Here is a 24687-nt window from a genome sequence, read left to right as displayed (position 1 = left end):
CAGCCAAACTCACGTGAAAGACGCACCACTGAAAACCATCGAAGCATGCCGCATCCCGTCCCGCGCCATCCCACCGCCGGTGTGCCCCGGGGACCTGCGCATACAATGTATTGATCTCCCGCCTGCCGACAGGGTGCGCCACGGCGCAACCCTGCTCCTGCAGGCCTTTTGCCGTTTTCTCCACGTCTGCACGCGCCCAGGGGCCCCTGATGCGCGCCACTGCCACTGGTTATGAATCTTCCCAAACTCGCCACCGGCCAGCGCTACACCATGCCGATGCCGGTGGGCTCCGCCGACGCCCTGCTGCTCGCACGCCTTGCCAACCGTGAAAAGTCCGCCGGCCGGCAACTGGTCGTGGTCACCGCCGACGCGCGTGACGCGCTGCGCCTGCTGCGCGAGATGGCCTTCTTCTCGCCCGAACTCAAGCTGGTGCTGTTTCCCGACTGGGAGACCCTGCCCTACGACAGCTTCTCGCCGCACCAGGACCTCATCAGCGAGCGCCTGGCCACGCTCTGGAGCATCCTGCAGGGCGAGGCCGACGTGCTGCTGATTCCGGCCACCACGGCGCTGTACCGGCTGGCACCGCCGTCCTTCCTGGCCGGCTACACCTTCCAGTTCAAGACCGGGCAGAAGCTCAACGAATCCCGGCTCAAGGAACAGCTCACCATGGCCGGCTACCAGCATGTCGGCCAGGTGGTCAGCCCCGGCGAATACGCGGTGCGCGGCAGCCTGATCGACCTGTTTCCCAACGGCAGCGCGATGCCCTACCGCATCGACCTGTTCGACGACGAGATCGACTCCATCCGCACCTTCGATCCGGACACCCAGCGCAGCCAGTTTCCGGTACCCGAGATCCGCCTGCTGCCCGGCCGCGAATTCCCGATGGACGAGGCCGCGCGCAAGCTGTTTCGCAGCCGCTGGCGCGAGCTGCTCGAAGGCGATCCGACCAAAAGCCGCATCTACAAGGACATGGGCAACGGCGTGGCCACCGCCGGCATCGAGTACTATCTGCCGCTGTTCTTCGAGGAAACCGCCACGGTGTTCGACTACCTGGGTGGCGCCAGCGCCCGGGATGCCGGCCCCGCCACCACGCTGGTGCTGCACGGCCCGCTGGATGCCGCGCTGCGGCGCTTCTGGGACGACACGCAGGAGCGCTACCGCCTGATCGCCGGTGACGAAGAACGCCCGGCTCTCTCGCCGGCCTCGCTGTTTCTCAGCAACGAGCAGTTCTATGCACTGTGCAAGCCGTTCGCGCAGCTGTCGCTGCGCCCGCCGGCCGATGGTGCCAGCGCCGAGAGCGAGGCCCAGCACAGCGCCGAGTTCACGCCACTGCCGGATGTCTCGGCGGTGCGCGGCGCCGACGACCCGCTCACGCGCCTGCAGGCACACATGCAGCACACCGCCCACCGCGTGCTGGTGCTGGCCGAGAGCGCCGGGCGGCGCGAAAGCCTGGCGGACTTCCTGCGCGCCAGCAGCGTGGACACGCCCGCCTTCGATTCGCTGGCGGAATTCCGCGCCAGTGACGAGAAAATCGGCCTGGCCACCAGCGCGCTGCAGCGCGGCTTCGGCTGGCCCGAGGGCGGCATCGACTTCGTCACCGAAACCGAGCTTTTCAACACCGAGCCCAGCACCCGCAAGCGCAAGCGCCACGAGCACACCACCAGCGTCGAGAACATGGTGCGCGACCTCGCCGAGCTCAAGATCGGCGATCCGGTGGTGCACGCCCAGCACGGCATCGGCCGCTACCGCGGCCTCGTCGAGCTGGACATGGGGCAGAAGAATCCCGACGGCAGCGCCGCGCTGCAGGAGTTCCTGCACCTGGAATACGCGGGCGAGGCCGTGCTGTACGTGCCGGTGAGCCAGCTGCAGCAGATCAGCCGCTACAGCGGAGTCGCCGCCGACGAAGCGCCATTGCACAAGCTCGGCTCCGGCCAGTGGGACAAAGCCAGGCGCAAGGCCGCCGAACAGGTGCGGGACGTGGCTGCCGAACTGCTCAACATCTATGCGCGCCGTGCCGCCCGCGAGGGCCATGCGTTCCGCTTCAACGCGGCCGAATACGAGGTGTTCGCCAAGGACTTCGGCTTCGAGGAAACGCCCGACCAGCTGGCCGCCATCCACGCCGTGATCCACGACATGGTCAGCCCCCAGCCGATGGACCGCCTCGTCTGCGGCGACGTCGGTTTCGGCAAGACCGAGGTGGCGCTGCGCGCCGCCTTCGTGGCGATGCTGGGCGGGCGCCAGGTGGCGTTTCTTGCCCCCACCACGCTGCTGGCCGAGCAGCACTACCAGACGCTGGTGGACCGCTTCTCCAAGTGGCCGGTGAAGATTGCCGAGATGAGCCGCTTTCGCACCACGAAGGAAATCAACGCTGCCGCCAAGGGCCTGGCCGAGGGCACGGTGGACATCGTGGTCGGCACGCACAAGCTGCTCTCGTCCTCCATCGACTTCAAGAACCTGGGCCTGCTCATCATCGACGAGGAGCACCGCTTCGGCGTGCGCCACAAGGAGGCCATGAAGGCGCTGCGCGCCGAAGTGGACGTGCTCACGCTGACGGCCACCCCCATCCCGCGCACGCTGGGCATGGCGCTCGAGGGCCTGCGCGATCTCTCGGTGATCGCCACCGCGCCGCAGAAGCGCCTGGCCATCAAGACCTTCGTGCGCAGCGAAAACCAGGGCGTGATCCGCGAGGCCGTGCTGCGCGAGCTCAAGCGCGGCGGCCAGGTCTACTTCCTGCACAACGAGGTCGAGACGATCGAGAACCGGCGCGAGAAGCTGCAGGAGATCCTGCCCGAGGCGCGCATCGCCGTCGCGCACGGCCAGATGCCCGAGCGCGAGCTGGAGAAGGTCATGCGCGACTTCGTCGCCCAGCGCCACAACCTGCTGCTGTGCTCGACCATCATCGAGACCGGCATCGACGTGCCCACGGCCAACACCATCGTCATCAGCCGCGCCGACAAATTCGGCCTCGCGCAGCTGCACCAGTTGCGCGGACGCGTCGGCCGCAGCCACCACCAGGCCTATGCCTACCTGATGGTGCCGGACATCGAGGGCCTGACCCGGCAGGCCCAGCAGCGCCTGGAGGCCATCCAGCAGATGGAGGAACTGGGCTCGGGCTTCTACCTCGCCATGCACGACCTGGAGATCCGCGGCGCCGGCGAGGTGCTGGGCGAGAACCAGAGCGGCAACATGATGGAGATCGGCTTCCAGCTCTACAACGAGATGCTCTCGGACGCCGTCAGCGCCCTCAAGGCCGGTCGGGAGCCGGACCTGCTCGCGCCCATGCAGGCAGTCACCGAGATCAACCTGCACGTGCCCGCACTGCTGCCCAGCGACTACTGCGGTGACGTGCAACTGCGCCTGTCGTTCTACAAGCGACTGGCCACCGCGCACGGCCTGGACGCCATCGACCTGCTGCTCGAGGAAATCGTCGACCGCTTCGGCAAGCCGCCCGAGCAGGTCCAGTCGCTCATCGACACGCACCGCCTTCGCATCCTCTGCGAGCCCTATGGTGTGCAGAAGGTCGACGCCAGCCCGGCTGCCATCACCATCAGCTTCCGCCCGAACCCGCCGATCGAGCCGCTGCGCATCATCGAGATGATCCAGAAGAACCGCCACATCAAGCTTGCCGGCAACGACCGGCTGCGCATCGAGCGCGAACTGCCCGCCATGCGGGACCGCGTTCAGATGGTGCGCGACGTGCTGCGCAACCTGGGGGTGCCGCTGGCCCAGGCTGCCGGCACGGCCGAGACCGCCAGGACGACTGCTTGACGCCAGTGGGCAGCCTCTATCCGGACTGCCCACTGGCGGCGCCGGGGATGCCGCGGAGCTGACACAGGAATGGCTTATCATGCTGCAACGCATCATGATTTCGCACCATTTCGAAAGGCGACGATGTTCTCCCTGCACGGACAGCATGCCTTGATCGTCGGCATTGCCAACCAGGACTCCATCGCCTGGGGCTGCGCACAAGCCCTGCATCAGCAGGGCGCGCGGCTGGCCATCACCTGGCTCAATGACAAGGCCGAGGCGCACGTGCGGCCGCTGGCCGAATCGCTGGGTGCCGAGCTCATGATGCCGCTCGATGTCACGCAGCCCGGCCAGCTCGAAGCGGTGTTCCAGGCGATCGGCGCGCGTTGGGGCCGGCTCGACACGCTGCTGCACTCGATCGCCTTCGCACCCAAGGCCGACCTGCACGGGCGCGTGGTGGACTGCTCCGCCGAAGGCTTTGCCCAGGCCATGGACGTCTCGGTGCACTCGTTCCTGCGCATGATCCGCCTGGCCGAGCCGCTGATGGCCACCGGCGGCACCTGCATGGCGGTGTCCTTCCTCGGCGCACAGCGCGTGGTACCGCGCTACAGCCTGATGGGGCCCGTCAAGGCCGCGCTGGAATGCGCGGTGCGCTACGCCGCCGTCGAACTCGGCGCCAAGGGCATCCGGGTGCACGCGCTCTCTCCGGGGCCGATGCCCACGCGCGCGGCCTCGGGCATCGACCAGTTCGAAACCCTGCTCGAGGCGGCGCGCCAGCACGCCCCCACCCACCAGCTCGCCAGCCTCGCCGACGTGGGCGCACTGGCGGCTTTTCTTGCCTCGCCAGCGGCGCGCAACCTCACCGGCGGCGTGTACGACATCGACGGTGGCTTTTCGCTCATTGCCTGAAGGAGTTCCACATGGCCAATGTTTTTGATTTCTTCGATCCGCGTCAGCCGTCCCCCGAACTGCCCCGTCTCGACAATGACGTGGCCAACGCCGTCGACGGCAACCTGACCAGGCTGCAGCAGGAGGTCGATGCCGCTACCGGCACCGGCGAGATACTCACCACGGCGGTACGCCGCCACGGCCAGCACATGCTCGCCGAGCACTCCAGGCGCGGGCGCCAGCAGGCCGAGGATGCGCGCGCGCTGTTCGAGAACCTGCGCCAGCAATACGGCAGCCACACGCTGGCGGGCAGTTGGCTGGAGTACCTGCGCGATGCCTCCGAGCGCGCCATCCTCACGGCCGACACGCTGAGAAAACGCGGGGACATCTTCCTCGAGCACGAGGCGGCCAACTGCCCGCCGGTGCTGATCTACGACTATGAAGTGGTCATGGATGGCAAGGATCTGCCCTACCCCTGCAACTACTTCCTGCTCAAGATCCTGCCGCCCGAAGGCGTGACCATCGACGACACGCGCCGGCCCTACGTCATCATCGACCCGCGCGCCGGCCATGGCCCCGGCATCGGCGGCTTCAAGCCCGACAGCCAGGTGGGCGTGGCGCTGCGCGCCGGCCACCCGGTCTACTTCGTGGCCTTTCGCAGCCGGCCGGAACCGGGGCAGTACCTCTCCTACGTGACGCGCGCCGAAGCCGCCTTCGTGCGCGAGGTGATGCGGCGCCACCCAAAGGCCTCCAAGCCGGTCATCATCGGCAACTGCCAGGGCGGCTGGGCCACGCTGCTGCTGGCAGCCATCAACACCGACCTCACCGGCCCCATCGTCATCAACGGCGCGCCGGTGGCGCCCTGGGCCGGCAAGGTCGGCGAGAACCCGATGCGCTACAACGGCGGCGTGCTCGGCGGCACCTGGGTGCCGATGTTCTTCTCGGACCTGGGTGGCGGCATCTTCGATGGCGCCTGGCTGGTGCAGAACTTCGAGCTGCTCAACCCGTCGCGCACGCTGTACCGCAAGTACACCGACCTCTACCGCGACATCGACAAGGGCGACAAGGTCTTCCTCGAATTCGAGACCTGGTGGGGCGGCTTCTTCCTGCTGACTGAGGCCGAAATCCGCTGGGTGGTCGAGCAGCTCTTCGTCGGCAACCGCCTGGCCAAGAATGAGGCACGCATCGAGCCGGGCCGGCCGGTGGACATCAAGGCGATCCGCGCGCCCATCATCGCCTTTGCCAGCCACGGCGACAACATCACGCCGCCGCAGCAGGCGCTCAACTGGATCGTCGACACCTACGCCGACGTGCAGGAAATCCGCATCCGCGGCCAGCGCATCATCTACATGGTGCATGAGCAGGTCGGCCACCTGGGCATCTTCGTGTCCTCACAGATCGCGCGGCGCGAACACACCGAGATGGCCTCGACGCTGCAGACCATCGAGGCGCTGGCGCCCGGCCTCTACGAGATGATCATCGAGGACATCCAGGAGCAGGACGGCCGCACCACCTTCACTGTCGGGTTCGTCGAGCGCTCGCTCGACGACATCCGCGGCCTCGACGATGGCGTGGCCGACGAACGCCCCTTCGCCGCCGTGGCGCGTGCCTCGGAGGTGCAGGCCCAGTTCTACGACGCGCTGGTGCGCCCGGCCGTCAAGGCCGCCGTCACGCCCACCAGCGCCGAGCTCAGCCGCGCGCTGCACCCCAAGCGGCTCGAGCGCGCGCTGGCCTCCTCGCAGAACCCGGCCATGGCGACCGTCGAGAATGCTGCCAAAGTGGTGCGCGAGAGCCGCCACAGGGCCGCTGCCGGCAACCCGTTCGTGGCCGCCGAAAATCTCTGGTTCCAATGGGTCGAGCAAGGCATCGACTTCTGGCGTGACAGCCGCGACGCCGCCTACGAGTTGAGCTTCCACAGCCTCTGGGGCTCGCCCTGGGCGCGCGCCTTCGGCCGCACTCATGAGGCGCGCCGCACGCTCAAACACATCGATGAACTGCGTGGTCTGCCGGAAGTGGCGGCAGCGCTCTACAACGTCAATCGCGGCGGCTTCGTCGAAGCGGTGATCCGCATGCTGATCCTGCTGGCCGAAAGCCGCGGCGGCGTGCGCCGCGACCGGCTCGAACGCTCCAGCAAAGTGCTCACGCAGGATGAGCCGTTCAAGTCGCTGGGCGCCGAGCGCCGCGCCATGATCATCCATGAGCAGACGCTGATCGTCACCTACGAGCCCGAACGCGCCATCGAAACCCTACCGCTGCTGCTGCCCACCCCTGCCGAGCGCGAGTTGGCCGCACGCATCGTGCGTTTTGTGCCGGGCCACCGCAGCGAAATGTCGCCCGGCACGCTGGCCTTGCTGCGGCGCCTCGAAGAGGTGCTGGGACTGCCAGTCAGCAGCGAGGATGTGGATGCCGATCCGCTGGAGGCCGCCGCCGCAGTGGAGTCGATGGCCCCGGTGGCCGCTGTCAACACCGAAACTGCCCAGGCCGCCAGCGCCGCACGCCGGCCACGCCGCGCCCCGAGCGCGGCAGTCCGCCCGAAGCCCAGAACCGACACCAAAACCGAAACTGTAGCGGGGGCCGATCCGCAGCCCGAAAGCCAGGCCGCCGCGGCACGCGACCCCAAGACCGAGGCCGGCCCAGCCACCAACGTTCCCGAAACCGCGCCAGGCACCCCCGCCAAACCAAGCCGCCGGGCCCAACCCGCCAAGAAAGCCTGAGATGCGCCTGACCAACCGAACCTTCGACGAACTGCAGGTGGGAGATAGCGCCGAGTTGCGCCGCCTGCTCACCCTGGACGATCTGTACGTGTTTGCCGCCGCGTCGGGCAACTACAACCCCATGCATCTGCCCAGCGAGGACGTGGACGGCGACGGCGTGCCAGAGAACGTGGCACCCTCGATGTTCGTGGCCGCGCTGATCGCCAGTGTGCTGGGCAACCTGCTGCCCGGCCCCGGCACGCTGATCCGCCGCCACAGCTTCGAGGTGCACACCCGCGCCCACGCCGGCGACGAACTGCTGTGCCAGGTCAAGGTGCAGGACAAGACCATCGACGGCACCGTGCGCCTGGAGACCCGCGCCACCCGCCTGGGCGACAATGCCCCCATCCTCAGCGGCATCGCCGAAGTCATCGCCCCCGCGCAGAAGTTCGACCGTGACGACATCGAGGTGCCCGGCCTGCTGGTGCAGCGCCACCGCCATTTCGAGGCACTGGTCGAGCGCACCCGCCAATTGCCGGCCGTGCCCGTGGCGGTGGTCTGCCCGGATGACGCCAATTCGCTCGGCGGCGCGCTGCTGGCCGCGCGCGAGGGCCTGATACTGCCGATTCTGGTGGGCAACGCCGCCGCCATCCACGCCGCGGCCGACGCCATGGGAGCCGACCTGGCCGGCCTCGAGGTCATCAACGTCAGTGCCGGCGATGCCGCCGCCTCTGCAGCGGCCTGCCAGCTCGTGCATGAAGGCCGCGTCGCCGCGATGATGAAGGGCCACATGCACACCGACGACCTGCTGCGCCCCATGCTCGACAAGGCACTGGGCCTGCGCATCGGCCGGCGCTTCACCCATGTGTTCCTGATGGATGTGCCTGGGCGCCCCGAGCCGGTGATGGTCACCGATGCGGCCATCAACATCGCACCGGATCTGCTCACCAAGGTGGACATCGTGCAGAACGCCATCGACCTGGCGCTGGCGCTGGACATCGAGCCGCGCGTGGGCGTGCTCTCGGCAGTGGAGACCGTCAACCCCGCCATCCAGTCCTCGATCGATGGCGCGCTGCTCTCCAAAATGGCCGAACGCGGCCAGATCAAGGGTGGTCTGGTCGACGGCCCGCTGGCCATGGACAACGCGGTGGACCTGGGCGCCGCGCGCACCAAGGGTCTCAAGGGCGGCGTGGCCGGCCACGCCAACATCCTGGTGGTGCCCGGCATCGACGCCGGCAACATGCTGGCCAAGCAGCTCACCTTCGTCAGCCACGCGGAAAGCGCCGGGCTGGTGCTGGGCGCGCGCGTCCCCGTCATTCTCAATTCCCGCTCGGACAGCCCGATGTCTCGCCTGGCCTCCTGCGCCGTCGCCGCGCTGCACCACGCTGCCACGCAAAAGTCACTCGCATGAAAAGCACCCTGAACGCCGCCGCCGCGGCGGCCTTGATTCCCGATGGCGCCAGCCTGCTGATCGGCGGCTTCATGGCCGTGGGCACGCCCGAGCACCTCATCGACGCCCTGGTCGAGCGCGGCGCCCGCCAGCTCACCGTCATCGCCAACGACACCGCCCTGCCAGGGCATGGCATCGGCAAGCTCATCAGTGCCGGCGCTGTCGCGCGGGTGGTGACCTCGCACATCGGCCTCAACCCCGAGACGCAGGCGAAGATGCTGGCCGGCGAGATCGACGTGGAACTGGTGCCACAGGGCACGCTGGCCGAGCGCATCCGCGCCGGCGGCGTGGGCCTGGGCGGCGTGCTCACCCCCACCGGCCTGGGTACCGAAGTCGAGGAAGGCAAGCGCGTCATCGAAGTCGAGGGCAAGCGTTTTCTGCTGGAGACTCCCATCACCGCCGACTTCGCGCTGCTGGGGGCCTGGCAGGCGGACTATATTGGCAACCTCACTTACACGCTGACCGCGCACAATTTCAACCCGGTCATGGCGATGGCCGGCCGCACCGTCATCGCCGAGCCCGATGCCATCGTGCCCACGGGCGTGATCGGTCCCGACGCCGTCAAGACCCCGGGCGTACTGGTCGACCACCTGGTCAGCCATACCGCCTGAGACACAAGGCCAACAAGGCCGGATGCCGGCCTGGGTGGACATCGCCACGCCCCCAAGCACAGCACAAAGAGAAAAACAACAAGGAGAGAATCCAATGGATGCCAAGGAGCTCATCGCCCGCCGCGTGGCGATGGAAATCGAACCAGGAATGCTGGTCAATCTCGGAATCGGCCTGCCGACCATGGTGGCCAGCTTCGTGCCCGCCGACAAGGGCGTGTTCTTCCAGGCGGAGAACGGCATCATCGGCCAGGGCGGGCGGGCGCCCAAGGGCATGGAGAACCCACACCTGACCGATGCCGGCCGCGGTTTCGTCACCGCCGTGCCGGGAGCCGCCAGCATCGACAGCACCATGAGCTTCGGCCTGATCCGCGGCGGCCACCTGGACGTGACCGTGCTCGGTGGCCTGCAGGTCGATGCCGCCGGCCATCTGGCCAACTGGAAAGTGCCCGGCCAGATGGTACCCGGCATGGGCGGCGCGATGGACCTCGTCACCGGTGCTGCGCGCGTCATCATCGCCATGCAGCACACTGCCAGGGGCGAGCCCAAGATCGTGCCGCAATGCACGCTGCCGCTGACCGCGTTGCGCCGCGTCGATCTGGTGATCACCGAACTGGCCGTCATCGAACCCGGTAACAGTGGCCTGATCCTGCGCGAGCGGGCCCCCGGCGTGCGCATCGAGGACATCCTCGCCGCCACCGCCGCCACGCTGATCGTGCCGGGCGAAGTGCCGGAAATGGCCTTGGGGCAGCCAATTGAGACAGGCATTGAGACAGGCATTCGAATAGGCATTGAAACAGGCGTTGACGGGCGTTGAAATACGCCTTGGCTCGGGCACCACGCCATCATTGCCTCCCATCCGGATGAAGCGGCTCCGCGCCAGGCGGGCTCACAATCGGTATCATGTGCGGATGGCTCTGAACACCAGAATTCCGGGCAGACAGCCACTGCGGATGATTGCATTCGACCATCCCCCGGCCGTAGCGCGCCTCATGACAGTTGCATCGCGATCCGATGGACGCCAGAAGCGCGGACTGCCTGCCCCATGCTGACCAGACCATGGCCGCAAGCCCGCGCTTGGGGCCAGCAGTTTCGGCGCCTGGATGGCGCCCGGTTGTTTTTGACGGCTCGCGTCCAACGCGGGTTCCCTGTTTTCCGGAGGCTCCATGCCTGACACCCTGACATTCACGCACATTCCCACCCCGACTCCGACACCTGCCGCCGAACGCGAAGCCATCCTGGCCAAGGGCGGCTTTGGCACCGCCTTCTCCGACCACATGGTCACCATCGAATGGACCGAAGGCCGCGGCTGGCACGACGCCCAGATCCGCAAGCGCGAGCCGTTCCAGATTGACCCGGCCGCCGCCGTGCTGCACTACGCGCAGGAGATTTTCGAGGGCCTCAAGGCCTACCGCGCCGAGAGCGGCGGCGTGACCCTGTTCCGTGCCGACCAGAACGCCAAGCGATTGAACAACTCCGCCACACGCCTGGCCATGCCGCAACTGCCGGAGGCCAGCTTCCTCGAAGCCGTGGAATCGCTGGTGCGCATCGACAAGGACTGGATTCCCGGCGGCAACGGCAGCCTTTACCTGCGCCCCTTCATGTTCGCCAACGAACCGTTCCTGGGTGTGCGTCCGGCCCACCACTTCATCTTCAGCGTGATCGCCTCGCCGGTGGGCGACTACTTCAAGCACGGCCCCAAGCCGGTCAATGTCTGGCTCTCCAAGGAATACACGCGCGCGGCCGTCGGCGGCACCGGCGCCGCCAAGTGCGGCGGCAACTACGCGGCCAGCCTGATCGCGCAGGGCCAGGCCTATGACAACGGCTGCGACCAGGTGCTGTTCCTCGATGCCGCCGAACACCGCTGGATCGAGGAACTCGGCGGCATGAACATCTTCTTCGTGCGCGACGACGGCAGCCTCTTCACCACGCCGCTGGGCACCATCCTGCCGGGCATCACCCGCGCCTCGCTGATCGAACTGGCCACCAGCAAGGGCATCCAGGTCGAGGAGCGCAAATACTCGTTCGAGGAGTTCCAGGCCGACGCGCAAAGCGGCAAGGTCACCGAGGCCTTTGCCTGCGGCACGGCCGCCGTGCTCGCCGCCATTGGTGAAATCCGCTTCACCGGCGGTTCCTTCAAGATCGGCGACGGCAATGGCGGCCCGCTGACGGCCACGCTGCGCGACGAACTGGTGGGCATCCAGCGCGGCCGCATCGCCGACACGCGCGGCTGGGTGCGCAAGGTACTCTGAGAGGCCCGAGCATTCAGCAATGAACAGCAGCCAGCCTGACCAGCCCATTCCAGCCGATCTGCCGCTGGGTCGGGAGGTCGCCTACCCCGGCGCCTACGACCCCGGCCTGCTGTTCCCGATTGCGCGCGCCGCGCAGCGCGCGGAACTGGGCCTGGACGCAGCCCGCCTGCCCTTCGTCGGTGCCGACGTATGGACGGCCTTCGAACTGAGCTGGCTCAATCCACACGGCAAGCCGCAAGTGGGCGTTGCGCATTTCACCTTCCCGGCCGAGACGCCCAACATCATCGAGAGCAAGTCCTTCAAGCTCTATCTGAACAGCCTCAACAACGCCGTGTTTGCCGACACGCAGGCGCTGCGCGAGCGTCTGCGTGCCGACCTCTCCGAGGCGGCCTGGCGTGGCAGCGAAAGCGGCCTGCGCAGCATCGGCGTGCGCATCGTCGAGGCGGCCGGCTTCGATGCCGAACCCATGGCCGAACTGGACGGCCTGGACCTGGACCGGCTGGATGTGGAATGCACCCACTACCTGCCCGCCCCCGAACTGCTGGGCAGCCGCCGCAGCGAGGCCCTCGTCACCGAGACGCTCACCAGCCGCCTGCTCAAGAGCAACTGCCCCGTCACCGGCCAGCCCGACTGGGCCAGCGTGCAGATCCATTACAGCGGCCACCCCATCGACCAGGCCGGGTTGCTGCGCTACATCGTCAGCTTCCGCAACCACACCGGCTTTCACGAGAACTGCGTCGAGCGCATGTTCATCGACATCTGGCAACGCTGCCAGCCCCTGCAGCTCGCCATCTGGGCCCGCTACACCCGTCGTGGGGGCCTGGACATCAACCCCTTTCGCAGCAGCCACCCACAGGCCATACCGGCCAACGTGCGCACGGCACGGCAATGAGGTCCTGCTGGAAAACTGGGTGCCTGCGATAAAGGCCGCGAGCCTTTGCCTCATGGTCCCGCGCGTTCTTTTTGCAGCACAGGCCTGCGCGGATGCCTGAACGGATGCGCGGGTGGCTCCGATTTACGCCATAATCCGCAGGCGGCCCAGTGCCGCGTCGATACCGGGAGAGACGGGCCCTGCCGCCACATGCTGCGGCAGGGCCCGCGCCGAAGGAGCAACCGCCCCGGAAACTCTCAGGCAAAAGGACCGGTATCGACTTCCGGCCAGGCTGAACGGATCCGTTCGTTCAGCCTGGCCTTCACTCTGAAGAGTGGCAGGCGCAACCATGCACCGGCCCACCGAAGGAGCAAACCCGGGCCTGCCGGGTGAATCTCTCAGGTTGAACACAGAGGGGGTGCCCAGCGCAACAGTCACACTGGCGCTGATTTCCCCACCTGTGGCGTCCGGGCTCCCATCCCGCCGTACGCCCGCCCCTTCTGGAGTGCATTGCATGAAAAACCCTTCGATCGCCGTCATTGGCAGCGGCATCACCGGCACCACCAGCGCCTACGCATTGGCGCGGCGCGGCTACCGGGTCACCCTGTACGAGAAGCACCGCTACCCGGCCATGGATACCTCCTACGCCAATGGCGGACAGCTTTCGGCCTCCAACGCCGAAGTCTGGAACCAGACCTCCACCGTGCTCAAGGGCCTCAAGTGGATGTTGCGCAAGGACGCACCGCTGCTCGTCAATCCCCGTCCCACCTGGCACAAGCTGAGCTGGTTTGCCGAATTCCTCGGCCACCTGCGCGACTACGAAGCGAATACCGTGGAGACCACGCGCCTGGCCATTGCCGCACGCCAGCACCTGTTCTCCTGGGCCGAGGCCGAAGGCATCGAGTTCGGGCTGCGCCGCCAAGGCATTCTGCACTTCTACCGCGACCGCCAGTGGTTCGAGCATGCCGGCCGCGTCAATGCCATGCTGGCCAAAGGCGGGCTCGAACGGCGGGCTGTCACGCCCGAGGAAATCCGCGCCATCGAACCCACCCTCAGCGGGAACTACTACGGCGGCTACTACACCGAGAGCGACGCCAGCGGCGATATCCACCTCTTCACCAATGGCCTGGCCGCTGCCAATGCACGGCTGGGTGTGCGGCAGCGCTTTGGCGCCGATGTCGCACGGTTGGCGGCCACCGATTCGGGCGCGACCGTGGCGCTGGCCGATGGCGAGCAGGCCAGCTTCGATGCATTGGTGGTGTGCGCCGGCGTTGCCAGCCGCGCCCTGGCCGCCCAGCTGGGCGACCGCATCAACATCTATCCGGTCAAAGGCTATTCGATCACCGTGAACCTGCGCGACGAAGCCAGCCGCCGCGCGGCACCCACCGTGAGCCTGCTCGACGACGAAACCAAGCTGGTGGCCAGCCGTTTCGGCGATGACCGCTTTCGCGTGGCCGGCACGGCCGAGTTCAATGGCATCAACCGCGACATCCGGCTTGACCGCATTCGCCCGCTGGTCGAGTGGGTCGAGCAATGCTTCCCGGACGTCGACACGCGCAGTGTCGTGCCCTGGGCCGGCCTGCGGCCGATGACACCGAGCATGATGCCCAGGGTTGGTCCGGGGCGCACCCCCCATGTGTTCTACAACACCGGCCACGGCCACCTCGGCTGGACGCTCTCGGCCGCCACGGCTGACATGGTGGCCAGCCAGGTGGCCCAGCATCTGCCTGTTCCCGCAGCCTGAGCGGGAGCGCTTCATACCCGCCAACCACGATGGTTGCCATCGATTTCAGGAATCGGAAGCCAGTGTCGTGAATTGGAAGTTCGTTGAATCAACAAAGATGTCGAAATCGTTGTCAGGCAAGGCGCAAACCGCAGCGATAGCCATAGCTATCGCGAGGATTTGCAACGCGGCATGGCGGCGATTCTCGGCATCTTTATGAGACGAACTTCTGATTCACGACACCAGTACGGTGTTTCCCAAAGTGAGTGCTAGACTCAGAACCAATTCAAGGTCAGATTCTCCCCACTCATGACAGCATCCTCCATCCCGCCCCTGAGCGAGACCACCGTCGCCAGCGGCCAACCCGGCCCGCAGCCGGTCGTCGAACAACAGGGCATGGCCGCCCACTTCATCGTGCTCAACATCGCCCCGGGTGCCGCTGCCGAAGAGACGGTGCGCGCCTTCTTCGGCAATGCGGCCGCCCTGGTGCGCAGCGTCGGGCGGCGCCTGCCGGAGCTGCGCCTGAGCATGGTCGTCGGCATCGGCTCCAACGCCTGGGATCGCCTGTTCGGCACGCCCCGCCCGGCCCACCTGCATGTCTTCAAGGAGCTGCAGGGCGGCAAGCACCGAGCGCCATCCACTCCGGGCGACCTGCTGCTGCACATCCGCGCGCAGACCGTGAGCATGTGCTTCGAGCTGGCCATGCAGGCCATGCGTGCGCTCGAAGGCGCGGTCGAGCCGGTCGACGAGGTGCACGGCTTTCGCTACTTCGATGCACGCAGCATGGTCGGCTTCGTCGACGGCACCGAAAATCCCGAAGGCCAGGAAGCGCTGGAGGCCACGCTGATCGGCACCGAAGACCCCGACTTTGCCGGTGGCAGCTACGTGATCGTGCAGAAGTATCTGCACGACATGACGGCCTGGAACCAGCTCCCGACCGAGGAGCAGGAGCGCGTGATCGGCCGCACCAAGCACGATGACATCGAACTGGCCGACGACGTCAAGCCCAGCAACTCGCATGTGGCGCTGAATGTGGTCGAAGACGAGAATGGCAACGAACTGGCCATCGTGCGCAACAACCTGCCCTTCGCCACCCCGTCGCGCGGCGAGTATGGCACCTACTTCATCGGCTATGCGCGCGATCCGGCGGTGACGGAGCTGATGCTCACCAACATGTTCATCGGCCGCCCACCCGGCAACTACGACCGGCTGCTGGATTTCAGCGTGGCCGTCACCGGCACGCTGTTCTTCGTGCCCTCGCAGGCATTGCTGGAGGCGCTCGCCGATGGCAACCCGCTCGCCGGCGACGATGCGCCGGATGCGGCTGAAACAGCTGAAACGGCAGCCAGCACGCCCAGCCCGGTGGCGGCATCCGCCGCCGGCACACTGCAGATCGGCTCGCTCAAGGGGCAGCCGCAGTTGAACCGCACAACCAGCAGCGGTGGTTCCGCCCAGCCTGGCAGCGAGCCCGCGCCTTGACGGCCGGCCCGCAACATGCCTCTGGCGATCCACCAGCATTCATCACTCAAATCCTCCCATCATTCCCCGTCAGGAGCACCCACATGAACAATCTCCACCGTGAACTAGCCCCCATTTCCGCCAGCGCCTGGGCGCAGATCGAAGAGGAAGTGGCGCGCACCTTCCGCCGCAACCTCGCCGGCCGCCGCGCCGTGGACGTGAAGGTGGCCGAAGCCGGCGGCAAATGCTCGGCCATCGGCACCGGCCACCTGAGCACGCTGACACCGCCACAGGACGGCGTGCTCGCGCGCCAGCGCATCGTCATGCCGCTGGTGGAGCTGCGCGTGCCATTCGAGCTCTCGCGCGAGGCCATCGACGACGTCGAACGCGGTGCCGACGACTCCGACTGGCAACCCGCCAAGGATGCCGCAGAACAACTGGCCTACGCCGAAGACCGCGCCATCTTCCTCGGCTACGGCGCCGCCGGTATCGAGGGCATCCGCGAAGGCAGCTCCAACCCGGCGCTGAACCTGCCCGAGGCTGCCATCGACTACCCCGACGTGATCGCCGCCGCGCTCAAGCAGCTCAAGCTGGTGGGCGTGGATGGCCCCTACGTGACCGTGCTGGGTGCCAACGCCTACACCGCGCTGCAGGAAGCCAACGACAAGGGCTATCCGGTACTCAACCACATCCAGCGCCTGGTCGGAAGCGACAACATCATCTGGGCCCCGGCAATTGAAGGAGCCTACGTGCTCTCCACTCGCGGCGGTGACTTCGAGCTGCACCTCGGGCGCGACCTCTCGATCGGCTACCTCAGTCACAACGACGTCAGTGTCAAACTCTACCTGGAAGAGACACTCACGTTCCGCCTGCTCACCGCCGAGGCGGCCGTGGCCATCCTGCCCAAGGCCTGATCGGCCAGCCCGCTGCCAGAAACTGCGCTGAACAGCCCCACTGGCTCTCGCCACCGCCTCCTGCGGCGGCAGGCGGGCCGAACTCCAACGTGAAACCATTCGCAGCGCGCCAGCTGCGAGCAGGTCCTGGCAAAGATTGACTGGGGCTGATCACTCCCACGATGACGAATAGACATGGTGGCGAAACAGCTCCGGCAGGCCGGAGACCTGCTTGAAGCGCAGCACCTCATCCTCGTCCATTCCCAATTGGCGGACCACCTCCTGTTCGCTCCAGCCGGACTGCAGCAGCCTGACTACCACGTCCGTCATCGGCAATACACCATGCACGCCTCGCGCGCGGTTGTGCCGGATGGTTGACGCAATTCGGTCCCGCAGGTCGCTGCGCTCAGGCTGTATCGCCACCACCGGCAGATAGCCCTGCAGGCGCTGACGGATACGGCGGGACTTCTTGCCCACCCGCTGCCGGTGGAAACCATCCACCACCTCGTATTGCTGCGCATCGCCCGGATGCACCACGATGGGCTGGGTAAAGCCATCCGCCTCAATGGACAGCTCCAACAGCCGCATCTCCGGCGGCGCCACCGTGTTCGGGTTGTACGCATTGCCCTCGACCTGCTCCGCAGGGACCCATTGCACGCAATCCACCGGTTCTCGCATGAAGGGGCTGTGATCACGCAGCTTTCGGCGAATTCGGTTGATGGCATCGATGCGCCGGTCGACCGGCAATGCATCCAGTTCACGAAACAGGTCTTCGGCACGGCGGGCGAGTTGTGCGACTTCAGGCATTCTTGTTGCTCCTGTACATGGTGATCCATTCACCCCGGGTGGTTTTGATAACAAAACCGTATTTTTCCAAGAATGGCGCACTGGCGCACTGAACCCGGGTCGAACAATCCAGGCCTGCCGAGTCGGCATGGGCCAGCGCTTGCGTCAACAGTTCGCGAAACAGTCCGATGCCACGAACCTCGGCACGCACATAGCCTTGCCGCAGGTGCAGTACCTTCTCCTGCCGCTCCACACTGATGAACCCCAATACTCGCCGATCATGGCGAGAACGCAGTATGAACCACCGGTAGAAGGGCCCATCGTTGAGCGGGTAGCCGCCACATTCGCGCCGCACCATCGGGCTGGCAAAGAACCGCCCCATGGCGGCGAAAAAGGTGCTCTCGTCATCGAACGAGCGCCACTCCACAATTTCCAGCGCGTCCATTTGCCTCACGTTTGTCTCACATTTTTTGTCTCATGCAACGCAATCACGGGAAAACGCCAATGCTCGCGTGTCACGCCTGGCATAGCCGAACGACAGCGACCGGGCCATATCCTGCTTGAGCAGCGACGTCGCAACACGCCGCCACGAGGGCTGCTGCTTGCGGTTCTCCAGCTCCGGAATTCCTGCATCGGGCCACTGTGCCAGTGGATACCCATGCTGTTCCCACCAGCGGATGAACACATCGATGCGACGGCGGTACACCTCGCGTACCTGCTCTGGCATGCTTTGCAGCAGGAACTGGCTGTACTGCTGCCAGCTCGAGAACGTGGCAGGCAAACCCAATCCGCCCCGGTATCCCAGGAAGCGCTGGCGGCTGTAGCGCGCGCCATAGTTCGCGCCAGCGACCCGGCTCACGACGCGAAACCACGTATCCGGCTCCAGCCGGTGGAACAAATCCAGTCCCTTGCGCTGGTCATCCCCATAGGGCTGGCAGATGCGCATCTGCGAGAACGGCACGCCGGCACGGTACATGTGATCATAGAGACGGTTGTATGCATGACCATGTTCCGCCACATAGCGCCACAGATCGGCAAACTTCCAGTCGTAGATCGGGAAAAAGCTGACGGCACGGCCTCGCGGATCGCGCGAGCTCCATGGAATCGGGATTTGCGAACCAGGCGCCGTCCAGGCCCGCTTCTTGCCGCTCTGGCGCGGTTTGACAGCCAGATAACGGCTGAGCGATTCATCCGAGCGGATGCCTACCAGGAACGCTGTCGACACATCTGCCGCCATCCATTCGTTGAAAGCCGGCACGAACTCCTCAAACTCCATCCGATAGCGGTAGAACGGGAAAAAACCCTGGTCGCTGATGACTGCCGGATGCTCCGGCATGGGCCGAACCCAATCCGTCTCCCTTCCAGGCTCCCAGGCACACCAGTACGGCTCCTGCAGACTGGAGGCATTGCGCAGATTGATCGGCAGGCAAATCCACCATGGACGGACATCTTCACGGCCGAACATCTCGCGCACATGGTCGATCGTGCTGCGATACTGGCCCTCCAGATCGATGAACAACGCATGCACGGGCCCCTTGCCGAGCTCTCGCGCCACCTCCAGCGCCAGATGCAGCGTGACAGAACTGTCCTTGCCGCCTGAGAACGCCACGCAGACCCGGTCGAAGTGCTTGAAAGCCAGTCGAATCCGCTTTCTAGCGGCTTCAAGGACATTGCTGTCGCAATGATGTTTATCGACCATGCCTCTCTCATTCACCGTTGGCAGCCCCACGCTCGGCGAGCAATCACCGCAATCACAGAGCAAGGCCTGATGGCGGCAAGATCCCCTTCTCAGAGGACAAGAACACCTGGGTACATGCCCACCAGTCGGGCATGTTCACTGCGACGCGGAATCGTAACGCATTTTCCCGAAACGCCCGCGCCCGAGACCACAAACCCACATCCACGCGGCGCAATATGTGGCACACCACCAAAATCCACGCATCCATGGAAGGCATCCGGCTTTCGGTCATATCGACACATCTCCATGGACCACTCATCGAAACGATGCCGGCCGGTGCTGACCCTGTACCCGACTCAGTACCGCCCTGAAGTAGAAACTTCCTGCTCCTCTGATATCGCCGTTGCTGTCTGCAGGCAGCAACGGCGGGCGAATTCGGCAGGTGTCGCCCACCTCAGCGCAGAGTGGGGGCGACTCTCGTTGTAGTCCCTGCGCCAAACCCCGATCTTGGCCTGCGCATCGGCCAATGACAAGAACCAATGTGCATTCAGGCACTCCTGGCGCAACCGGCCATTGAAGCTCTCCACAGCCGCGTTGTCGGTCGGCCTGCCCGGTCGGCTGAAGTCGAGCTCCACACCACGCTCATAGGCTCATCTGTCCATCACCCTGGAGATGAATTCGTTGCCGCTGTCGGTCCTGATCGTAGCCGGCAAGCCGCGCTGAGCCGCGATCGCATTGAGTGTTCTCACGACATCTTCCCCTTTGAGGCTCTGCCCGACATCAATGGCCAGGCACTCGCGCGTGTACAGCTCAACAACCGTCAACATGCGCAGCTTGCGCCCGTCGAACAGCGCGTCGGCCACGAAATCCATGCTCCAGATCTCGTTGCATCCGAAACGCTGCATCAATTCGGGCACCAACGCCAGGCGCTGCGAAGGCCTCAAAGCTTTTTTCGACCACCGCCTGCAGCATCGCCTTGTCCAGGCTCAGGTCGGCCACGATCTGCTTGAGCTTGCGCTTCTCTTCTTCGAACTGGCGCAGCCGACGCAGCTCCGATGGCCCCACGCCCGCGTACTTCTTGCGCCACACATAGAAGGTGCATCGCTGATGCCCATCTTGCGGCACACCTCCTCGACGCTGATGCCCAGTTCCGCCTGCTTGGGCGCAAAGGCCATCTGATCCTCAGTGAACATGCTCTTCCTCATGACATGCTCCTGGCCCGATCCGGGCCTTCAATCATGCCGGTCGTTCTGCTACCGAACGGTTCGAAATCATGGGACAGGGTCACTCCAGGACTTTCGAACGAGCTTGACTGCCCGGAGAATGGACCAGTTACGCGTGTCGGCCCGAAACCAGCATTGCCCCGGGTGAGACAAGCTGTTGATTTGAAAACAGCACAGCTGACGCCATACCGTCAGCGGCGCCCCGAGAAAGGGTGCGCAGCGATCAGAAGCATCCAAAGTAATCACGAATATCGCGTATCAAAATGTATATGCCATCAACCTGGCTCGTCTTTTGCATGCGCGCACCTATGCCTCCACGCATTCTGTTAGCCATTGCGCAGGAGTAATGTTTATAAGTTCCAGTGACGAACCGTTGGCAAGGCAACGCGTATCAGATACTTACAACAGAAGTTCAAAGAGAATTTTGTCCTTCGATTGTCAACCATTCAGCATGGCCGTAATGACCAAAGCAGTGCCGTCATTTCAGGACGATACAAACAATACATAAATCACGATTCTCGAAAGCTTCCACGAACAAGACAGTTTTTCTGCTCGCGACTAGAATCGCCTTCCACTTCTTCCGACATGCCGCTTCGCCTGAACTCCAGTATCTCCAGAGCACCGATCACCGAGCCAGTGGTACTGACCATGAAGACCATGACCGGTATTGCCATCGGCGCGCTGGATGCCCTCCCTGACTTGCTCAGGCAAGTAGGCGTGCGCGTTCGCACATGCACCAGCAGGCGGGATCTCCTGATCGAATGCGGAAGTCCGGGCACGGCCGTCGTGATACTGCACGCTTCGATGAGCCAGAGCGAGGACATCCATTCACTGTGCCTTCATCTGCAAGCCTCGCTGCGGCTGCGCGTCGTGATGCTCGGTGTGGACGATGTAGCCGCGCGTGCCAGGATGCTGTACTCGGGCGCTGATGTCTGCCTGCCCGGTGACGCTGGCGAAGAAGAAATCATCGCCACCATACTCGCGATGACACGCCGCTTCCTGCAGTGGAGTGCGGCAGAAGCATCATGGCGAGCCTGTGACAGGCCCGTCACGCATCCCCGGCCTGAGCCGGCATTGACATCAGGCACCTGGGAGCTTGATCTGGATGCGAAGCTGTTGCGAGCCCCGTCGGGCGCCACCATCGTCCTGACCCCGTTCGAATGCTGCATTCTGGATATCACCGCGCGCCATGCACAGCGGCTGTTGCGTCACTCGACCTGGGCTCGGCTGAAAGAGCGCCTGCTGCCAGATGACACCGGCCATACGCCGCTGAAAGTTTCCGTCAGCCGGCTGCGCAGCAAGGTAAGGCGCAAGACTGGCGAGGAGCTTCCCCTGCGCACCTTCCACAGAGTGGGCTACCAGCTCACCGAGCCGCTGAATGTACGCGGCACGGTGCGGCTGTCGCGACTCGAAGAGGCATCTGAGCCTGCCGCAGCCACTGTCATGCCAGAGCGGTGATATAACCAGCTATGGCCGGGCGCCCTCCGGTCTGGAGGGACATGCATGCAAACGCTGCCACTTGCCCAAGCCTTCACGCTGCTGGAGCCCGGCCCGGTGGTCCTGGTCACCACGCACGACGGACATCGGCCCAACGTCATGACCATCTCGTGGACGATGGTGATGGATTTCACGCCGGTGTTCGCCATCACCACCGGGCCATGGAACCATTCGTTCGCCGCACTGCGCCAGCAGCGCGAATGTGTCATTGCCATTCCCACTGTGGACATGCTCGATACGGTCGTCGGCATCGGCACCTGCTCGGGGCTGGATACCGACAAGTTCGTCCAATTCGACCTGCACTCGGAGCCGGGCCGCCAGGTCAAGGCACCGCTGATTGGTCAATGCCTGGCCAATATCGAGTGCCTGGTGACAGACATCATCGAGCCCTACTGCATCGTGGTGCTTGAAGCCGTGGCCGCGCATATCGATCCCTTGCGCAAGGAGCGCCGCGCCATCCATGCCATCGGCGATGGCAGTTTCATCGTCGACGGCCGCAAATTCGACCGCCGCGCCATGATGGCGTCGAAGCTGCCACCGGGAGTCTGAGAACCTGTTCTCAGGACTGGGTGTCCTGCCGGCAATCACCGGCTCTTGAGCCAGCGCACGTAGCGGTCCCCGGCAAACTGCACCAGCGTGACCATGGCCACCAGCAGCACGATGACGATCAGCATCACCTGCGTGTCAAAGCGCTGGTAGCCGTAGCGGATTGCCAGGTCGCCAAGCCCGCCGGCACCCACGGCCCCGGCCATTGCCGAAGAGCTGATCAACGCCACCAGCGTGATCGTGAAGCCGCCGATGATCCCCGGCAGCGCCTCGGGCAGATAGACGTGGCGGATGATGTGCCACTTCTTGCAACCCATCGCCTGCGCCGCCTCGATCAGGCCCGGATCAACCTCGCGCAGGCTCACCTCCGCAATCCGCGCAAAGAACGGCGTGGCGCTGATCGCCAGTGGCACGATGGCCGCCCACACGCCGATCGTCGTGCCGACGATCAGCCGTGTGAAAGGAATCAGCGCCACCAGCAGCACGATGAAGGGGACCGCGCGGAATCCATTGACGACATAGCCGACCACGCGGTTGAGCCTGGGTGATTCGAGGAAGCCGCCCGGCGCTGTGACGATCAACACAATGGCCAATGGAATGCCACAGACGAAGGCGATGGCTGCCGACGCGCCGACCATGGTCAGCGTATCGAGCAGGGCCTGCCAATAGCGCATGGCAGGAATGGAGAGTTCAAACGGCATGGGCAGGGACATAACCGAGCACCTCGATATGGTGGGCAATGGCACCCGCGCCTTGCGTGAGTGCGTGAAGGTCGGGCAGCACCGCCGCGCCATCGACGGCCAGCAACAGGCGCCCGTGCGCATGGCCCTGGATGCGGTCGACACCGCCGTGCAGCAGCCGCACACCAGGCAGCGCCTGGCCGATGCGCACGAGGTCGGGCTCCAGCCCGCCCTCGCCGCTGTAGGAGAGCTGCAGGATCTGTTCGTAGCGCCCCGCCTGTGGCGCCTCTTTGACCAGCCGCGTCTGCAGGTCATCGGGCAGGCCATGCTGCAGCGGCGCCAGCAAGGCCCTGGTGGCCTCGTGCTGCGGTGCCCCGAAAACCTTCCAGACTGCGCCCAGCTCGGCAATGCGCCCTTGTTCGAGCACCAGCACCTGGTCCGCAATTTCCCTGATCACGCTCATCTCGTGGGTGATCAGGATCACCGTGATGCCCAGACGCCGGTTGATGTCCCGCAGCAGTTGCAGGATGGATTGCGTGGTCTCCGGGTCCAAGGCCGAGGTGGCTTCGTCACACAGCAGGATCTCCGGGCCGGTGGCGAGCGCACGGGCAATGCCCACGCGCTGCTTTTGCCCGCCCGAGAGACGCGCCGGGCGCACGTGGTGCTTGTCCTGCAGGCCCACCAGCGCCAGCAGTTCGTTCACGCGCCGCGTGACTTCGGCCCGAGGCACTCCCGCCACCTGCAGCGGCAGCGCCACGTTCTCGTACACGGTCTTGGCCGAGAGCAGGTTGAAGTGCTGGAAGATCATGCCGATGCGCCGGCGCAGCGCAACGAGTTCGGCCTCGCCCAGCGTGCCAATGTCCACGCCGTCGACGATCACCTGCCCGCTGCTGGGTTTCTCCAACCGGTTGATGGTGCGCAGCAGGCTCGACTTGCCCGCGCCGCTGCGTCCGATGATGCCGAATATGCTGCCTGCAGGCACCTCCAGGCTGATCTCCGCCAGCGCATGCACCGGTCCGCCCGATGACGGGTAGGTTTTGCCCACGCTCTTGAACACCACGGCGGCATGACCCGGTGCAACTGCCCCATTGTCATTGTTGTCGTCGCAACCCATGGTTCTCCACATTCCTGCGATGCCGCCGGCGTTCAGGCCAGCTCCTGCACACCCAGATTGGCCAACTCGTCGGCCCGCTCATTGCCGGGAATGCCGGCATGGCCCTTGACCCAGCGCCAGTCGATCTGGTGTCCCTGCTGCTGCACCAGCGCATCGAGCTCGCGCCACAGCTCGGCATTCTTGACCGGCTGCTTGCTGGCGGTCTTCCAGCCCTTGGCCTTCCAGCCATGGATCCACTCGGTGATGCCTTTGCGCACGTACTGGCTGTCCAGGTACAGCGTGATGCGGCAAGGCCGCTTGAGCAACCGCAGCGCCTCGATCACGGCACGCAGCTCCATGCGGTTGTTGGTCGTCTCGTGCTCACCGCCATGGATCTCCTTGATGGAACCACCGGACTGCAACACCGCGCCCCAGCCTCCCGCGCCGGGATTGCCCTTGCAGGCGCCATCGGTGTAGATGGTCACCGCCGTCAGCTTGTCATTCATGAATCGTTCTGTCCTTGCCTGTTGCTCTCTGATGGGACACTGCCGGCGCGGGCAGACCCATGCGCGCGCATCGCGCGAAAACGTCCGATTGTCGG

At 65.3% G+C, this 24687-nt stretch carries 19 protein-coding genes, 1 pseudogene and 2 riboswitches; of the genes and pseudogenes, 13 read left to right on the top strand and 7 right to left on the bottom strand.

Translation table 11 applies throughout. The features are described 5' to 3' along the window. The first annotated feature begins 231 nt into the window (after positions 1-231). From mfd to EV687_RS17760, 11 genes are all read left to right on the top strand, one after another. Positions 232-3768 carry a transcription-repair coupling factor gene (mfd, locus tag EV687_RS17810; RefSeq protein ID WP_122225713.1) on the top strand — a complete coding sequence of 1179 codons (3537 nt, stop codon included), beginning with the start codon at positions 232-234 and terminating at the stop codon, positions 3766-3768. A 123-nt stretch (positions 3769-3891) separates the two neighbouring features. Beyond that, positions 3892-4656: an enoyl-ACP reductase FabI gene (fabI, locus tag EV687_RS17805; RefSeq protein ID WP_122225712.1), complete on the top strand. Its 765-nt coding sequence runs from the start codon at positions 3892-3894 to the stop codon at positions 4654-4656. Between the two features lie 11 nt (positions 4657-4667). Beyond that, on the top strand, positions 4668-7349 hold the full coding sequence (locus tag EV687_RS17800) for a DUF3141 domain-containing protein (RefSeq protein WP_122225711.1): 2682 nt from the start codon (positions 4668-4670) through the stop codon (positions 7347-7349). 1 nt (position 7350) lies between these two features. Then, complete coding sequence (locus tag EV687_RS17795) at positions 7351-8739, top strand: bifunctional enoyl-CoA hydratase/phosphate acetyltransferase (protein WP_122225710.1); 1389 nt, start codon at positions 7351-7353, stop codon at positions 8737-8739. Then, positions 8736-9389 carry a CoA transferase subunit A gene (locus EV687_RS17790; RefSeq protein ID WP_122225709.1) on the top strand — a complete coding sequence of 218 codons (654 nt, stop codon included), beginning with the start codon at positions 8736-8738 and terminating at the stop codon, positions 9387-9389. Before EV687_RS17795 ends, EV687_RS17790 begins: the two co-directional genes overlap by 4 nt. 94 nt (positions 9390-9483) lie before the next feature. Continuing rightward, a complete protein-coding gene (locus tag EV687_RS17785) occupies positions 9484-10203 on the top strand; it encodes a 3-oxoacid CoA-transferase subunit B (protein WP_122225708.1) in 720 nt (239 codons plus the stop codon). A gap of 349 nt (positions 10204-10552) precedes the next feature. After that, positions 10553-11638: a branched-chain amino acid aminotransferase gene (locus tag EV687_RS17780; protein WP_122225707.1), complete on the top strand. Its 1086-nt coding sequence runs from the start codon at positions 10553-10555 to the stop codon at positions 11636-11638. Between the two features lie 19 nt (positions 11639-11657). Continuing rightward, positions 11658-12530: an NADPH-dependent 7-cyano-7-deazaguanine reductase QueF gene (queF, locus tag EV687_RS17775; protein ID WP_122225706.1), complete on the top strand. Its 873-nt coding sequence runs from the start codon at positions 11658-11660 to the stop codon at positions 12528-12530. A gap of 154 nt (positions 12531-12684) precedes the next feature. Continuing rightward, positions 12685-12792: riboswitch (glycine riboswitch) on the top strand. Between the two features lie 34 nt (positions 12793-12826). Continuing rightward, positions 12827-12932: riboswitch (glycine riboswitch) on the top strand. Between the two features lie 91 nt (positions 12933-13023). Further along, complete coding sequence (locus EV687_RS17770; RefSeq protein ID WP_122225705.1) at positions 13024-14253, top strand: D-amino acid dehydrogenase; 1230 nt, start codon at positions 13024-13026, stop codon at positions 14251-14253. A 288-nt stretch (positions 14254-14541) separates the two neighbouring features. Beyond that, positions 14542-15711, top strand: a complete 1170-nt coding sequence (locus EV687_RS17765) for a Dyp-type peroxidase (RefSeq protein WP_122225704.1) — start codon at positions 14542-14544, stop codon at positions 15709-15711. Between the two features lie 83 nt (positions 15712-15794). After that, positions 15795-16604: a family 1 encapsulin nanocompartment shell protein gene (locus EV687_RS17760; protein ID WP_122225703.1), complete on the top strand. Its 810-nt coding sequence runs from the start codon at positions 15795-15797 to the stop codon at positions 16602-16604. A 150-nt stretch (positions 16605-16754) separates the two neighbouring features. Here EV687_RS17760 and EV687_RS17755 read toward each other — a convergent pair whose 3' ends face one another. The 4 genes and pseudogenes from EV687_RS17755 to EV687_RS17740 all read right to left on the bottom strand — a co-directional run bounded on the left by EV687_RS17755 (position 16755) and on the right by EV687_RS17740 (position 20252). After that, positions 16755-17390, bottom strand: coding sequence for an IbrB-like domain-containing protein (locus EV687_RS17755; protein ID WP_122225702.1), 636 nt, complete (start codon positions 17388-17390; stop codon positions 16755-16757). Continuing rightward, a complete protein-coding gene (locus tag EV687_RS17750; RefSeq protein WP_122225701.1) occupies positions 17383-17814 on the bottom strand; it encodes a GNAT family N-acetyltransferase in 432 nt (143 codons plus the stop codon). The genes EV687_RS17755 and EV687_RS17750 overlap by 8 nt, the downstream gene beginning before the upstream one ends. A 30-nt stretch (positions 17815-17844) precedes the next feature. Beyond that, complete coding sequence (locus EV687_RS17745) at positions 17845-19098, bottom strand: phosphoadenosine phosphosulfate reductase (protein ID WP_242612712.1); 1254 nt, start codon at positions 19096-19098, stop codon at positions 17845-17847. Positions 19099-19403: 305 nt separating this feature from the next. Beyond that, positions 19404-20252: pseudogene (locus EV687_RS17740) on the bottom strand (IS3 family transposase). A gap of 666 nt (positions 20253-20918) precedes the next feature. Between EV687_RS17740 and EV687_RS17735 the strand changes: the two are divergent. Next, positions 20919-21728, top strand: a complete 810-nt coding sequence (locus EV687_RS17735) for a response regulator transcription factor (protein WP_130466552.1) — start codon at positions 20919-20921, stop codon at positions 21726-21728. A gap of 45 nt (positions 21729-21773) precedes the next feature. After that, on the top strand, positions 21774-22316 hold the full coding sequence (locus tag EV687_RS17730; RefSeq protein ID WP_122225698.1) for a flavin reductase family protein: 543 nt from the start codon (positions 21774-21776) through the stop codon (positions 22314-22316). Between the two features lie 35 nt (positions 22317-22351). Here the strand turns inward: EV687_RS17730 and EV687_RS17725 are convergent, their stop codons facing one another. The 3 genes from EV687_RS17725 to rnhA are packed head-to-tail and all read right to left on the bottom strand — an operon-like array spanning position 22352 to position 24580. Then, positions 22352-23014 (bottom strand): methionine ABC transporter permease, encoded by a 663-nt coding sequence (locus tag EV687_RS17725; protein WP_122226989.1) that lies wholly within the window; start codon positions 23012-23014, stop codon positions 22352-22354. Beyond that, on the bottom strand, positions 23004-24107 hold the full coding sequence (locus tag EV687_RS17720; RefSeq protein ID WP_242612711.1) for a methionine ABC transporter ATP-binding protein: 1104 nt from the start codon (positions 24105-24107) through the stop codon (positions 23004-23006). Before EV687_RS17720 ends, EV687_RS17725 begins: the two co-directional genes overlap by 11 nt. Positions 24108-24139: 32 nt before the next feature. Continuing rightward, positions 24140-24580: a ribonuclease HI gene (rnhA, locus tag EV687_RS17715; protein WP_122231716.1), complete on the bottom strand. Its 441-nt coding sequence runs from the start codon at positions 24578-24580 to the stop codon at positions 24140-24142. Between the last annotated feature and the right edge of the window lie 107 nt (positions 24581-24687).

Origin of the sequence: Corticibacter populi (genome assembly GCF_004217315.1) — a bacterium.
GTDB lineage: Bacteria > Pseudomonadota > Gammaproteobacteria > Burkholderiales > Burkholderiaceae_C > Lampropedia > Lampropedia populi.
Note: the sequence above shows the minus strand (reverse complement) of the source record. Positions and strands in the feature narration are given on the sequence as shown.

Coding starts and splice junctions, on each gene's coding strand:
- EV687_RS17790 (WP_122225709.1), top strand. CDS start 8,736: ATGAAAAGCACCCTGAACGCCGCCGCCGCGGCGGCCTTGATTCCCGAT.
- mfd (WP_122225713.1), top strand. CDS start 232: ATGAATCTTCCCAAACTCGCCACCGGCCAGCGCTACACCATGCCGATG.
- EV687_RS17780 (WP_122225707.1), top strand. CDS start 10,553: ATGCCTGACACCCTGACATTCACGCACATTCCCACCCCGACTCCGACA.
- queF (WP_122225706.1), top strand. CDS start 11,658: ATGAACAGCAGCCAGCCTGACCAGCCCATTCCAGCCGATCTGCCGCTG.
- EV687_RS17720 (WP_242612711.1), bottom strand. CDS start 24,107: ATGGGTTGCGACGACAACAATGACAATGGGGCAGTTGCACCGGGTCAT.
- EV687_RS17730 (WP_122225698.1), top strand. CDS start 21,774: ATGCAAACGCTGCCACTTGCCCAAGCCTTCACGCTGCTGGAGCCCGGC.
- EV687_RS17755 (WP_122225702.1), bottom strand. CDS start 17,390: ATGCCTGAAGTCGCACAACTCGCCCGCCGTGCCGAAGACCTGTTTCGT.
- EV687_RS17735 (WP_130466552.1), top strand. CDS start 20,919: ATGAAGACCATGACCGGTATTGCCATCGGCGCGCTGGATGCCCTCCCT.
- EV687_RS17770 (WP_122225705.1), top strand. CDS start 13,024: ATGAAAAACCCTTCGATCGCCGTCATTGGCAGCGGCATCACCGGCACC.
- EV687_RS17785 (WP_122225708.1), top strand. CDS start 9,484: ATGGATGCCAAGGAGCTCATCGCCCGCCGCGTGGCGATGGAAATCGAA.
- EV687_RS17750 (WP_122225701.1), bottom strand. CDS start 17,814: ATGGACGCGCTGGAAATTGTGGAGTGGCGCTCGTTCGATGACGAGAGC.
- fabI (WP_122225712.1), top strand. CDS start 3,892: ATGTTCTCCCTGCACGGACAGCATGCCTTGATCGTCGGCATTGCCAAC.
- EV687_RS17725 (WP_122226989.1), bottom strand. CDS start 23,014: ATGCCGTTTGAACTCTCCATTCCTGCCATGCGCTATTGGCAGGCCCTG.
- EV687_RS17795 (WP_122225710.1), top strand. CDS start 7,351: ATGCGCCTGACCAACCGAACCTTCGACGAACTGCAGGTGGGAGATAGC.
- EV687_RS17765 (WP_122225704.1), top strand. CDS start 14,542: ATGACAGCATCCTCCATCCCGCCCCTGAGCGAGACCACCGTCGCCAGC.
- EV687_RS17800 (WP_122225711.1), top strand. CDS start 4,668: ATGGCCAATGTTTTTGATTTCTTCGATCCGCGTCAGCCGTCCCCCGAA.
- EV687_RS17760 (WP_122225703.1), top strand. CDS start 15,795: ATGAACAATCTCCACCGTGAACTAGCCCCCATTTCCGCCAGCGCCTGG.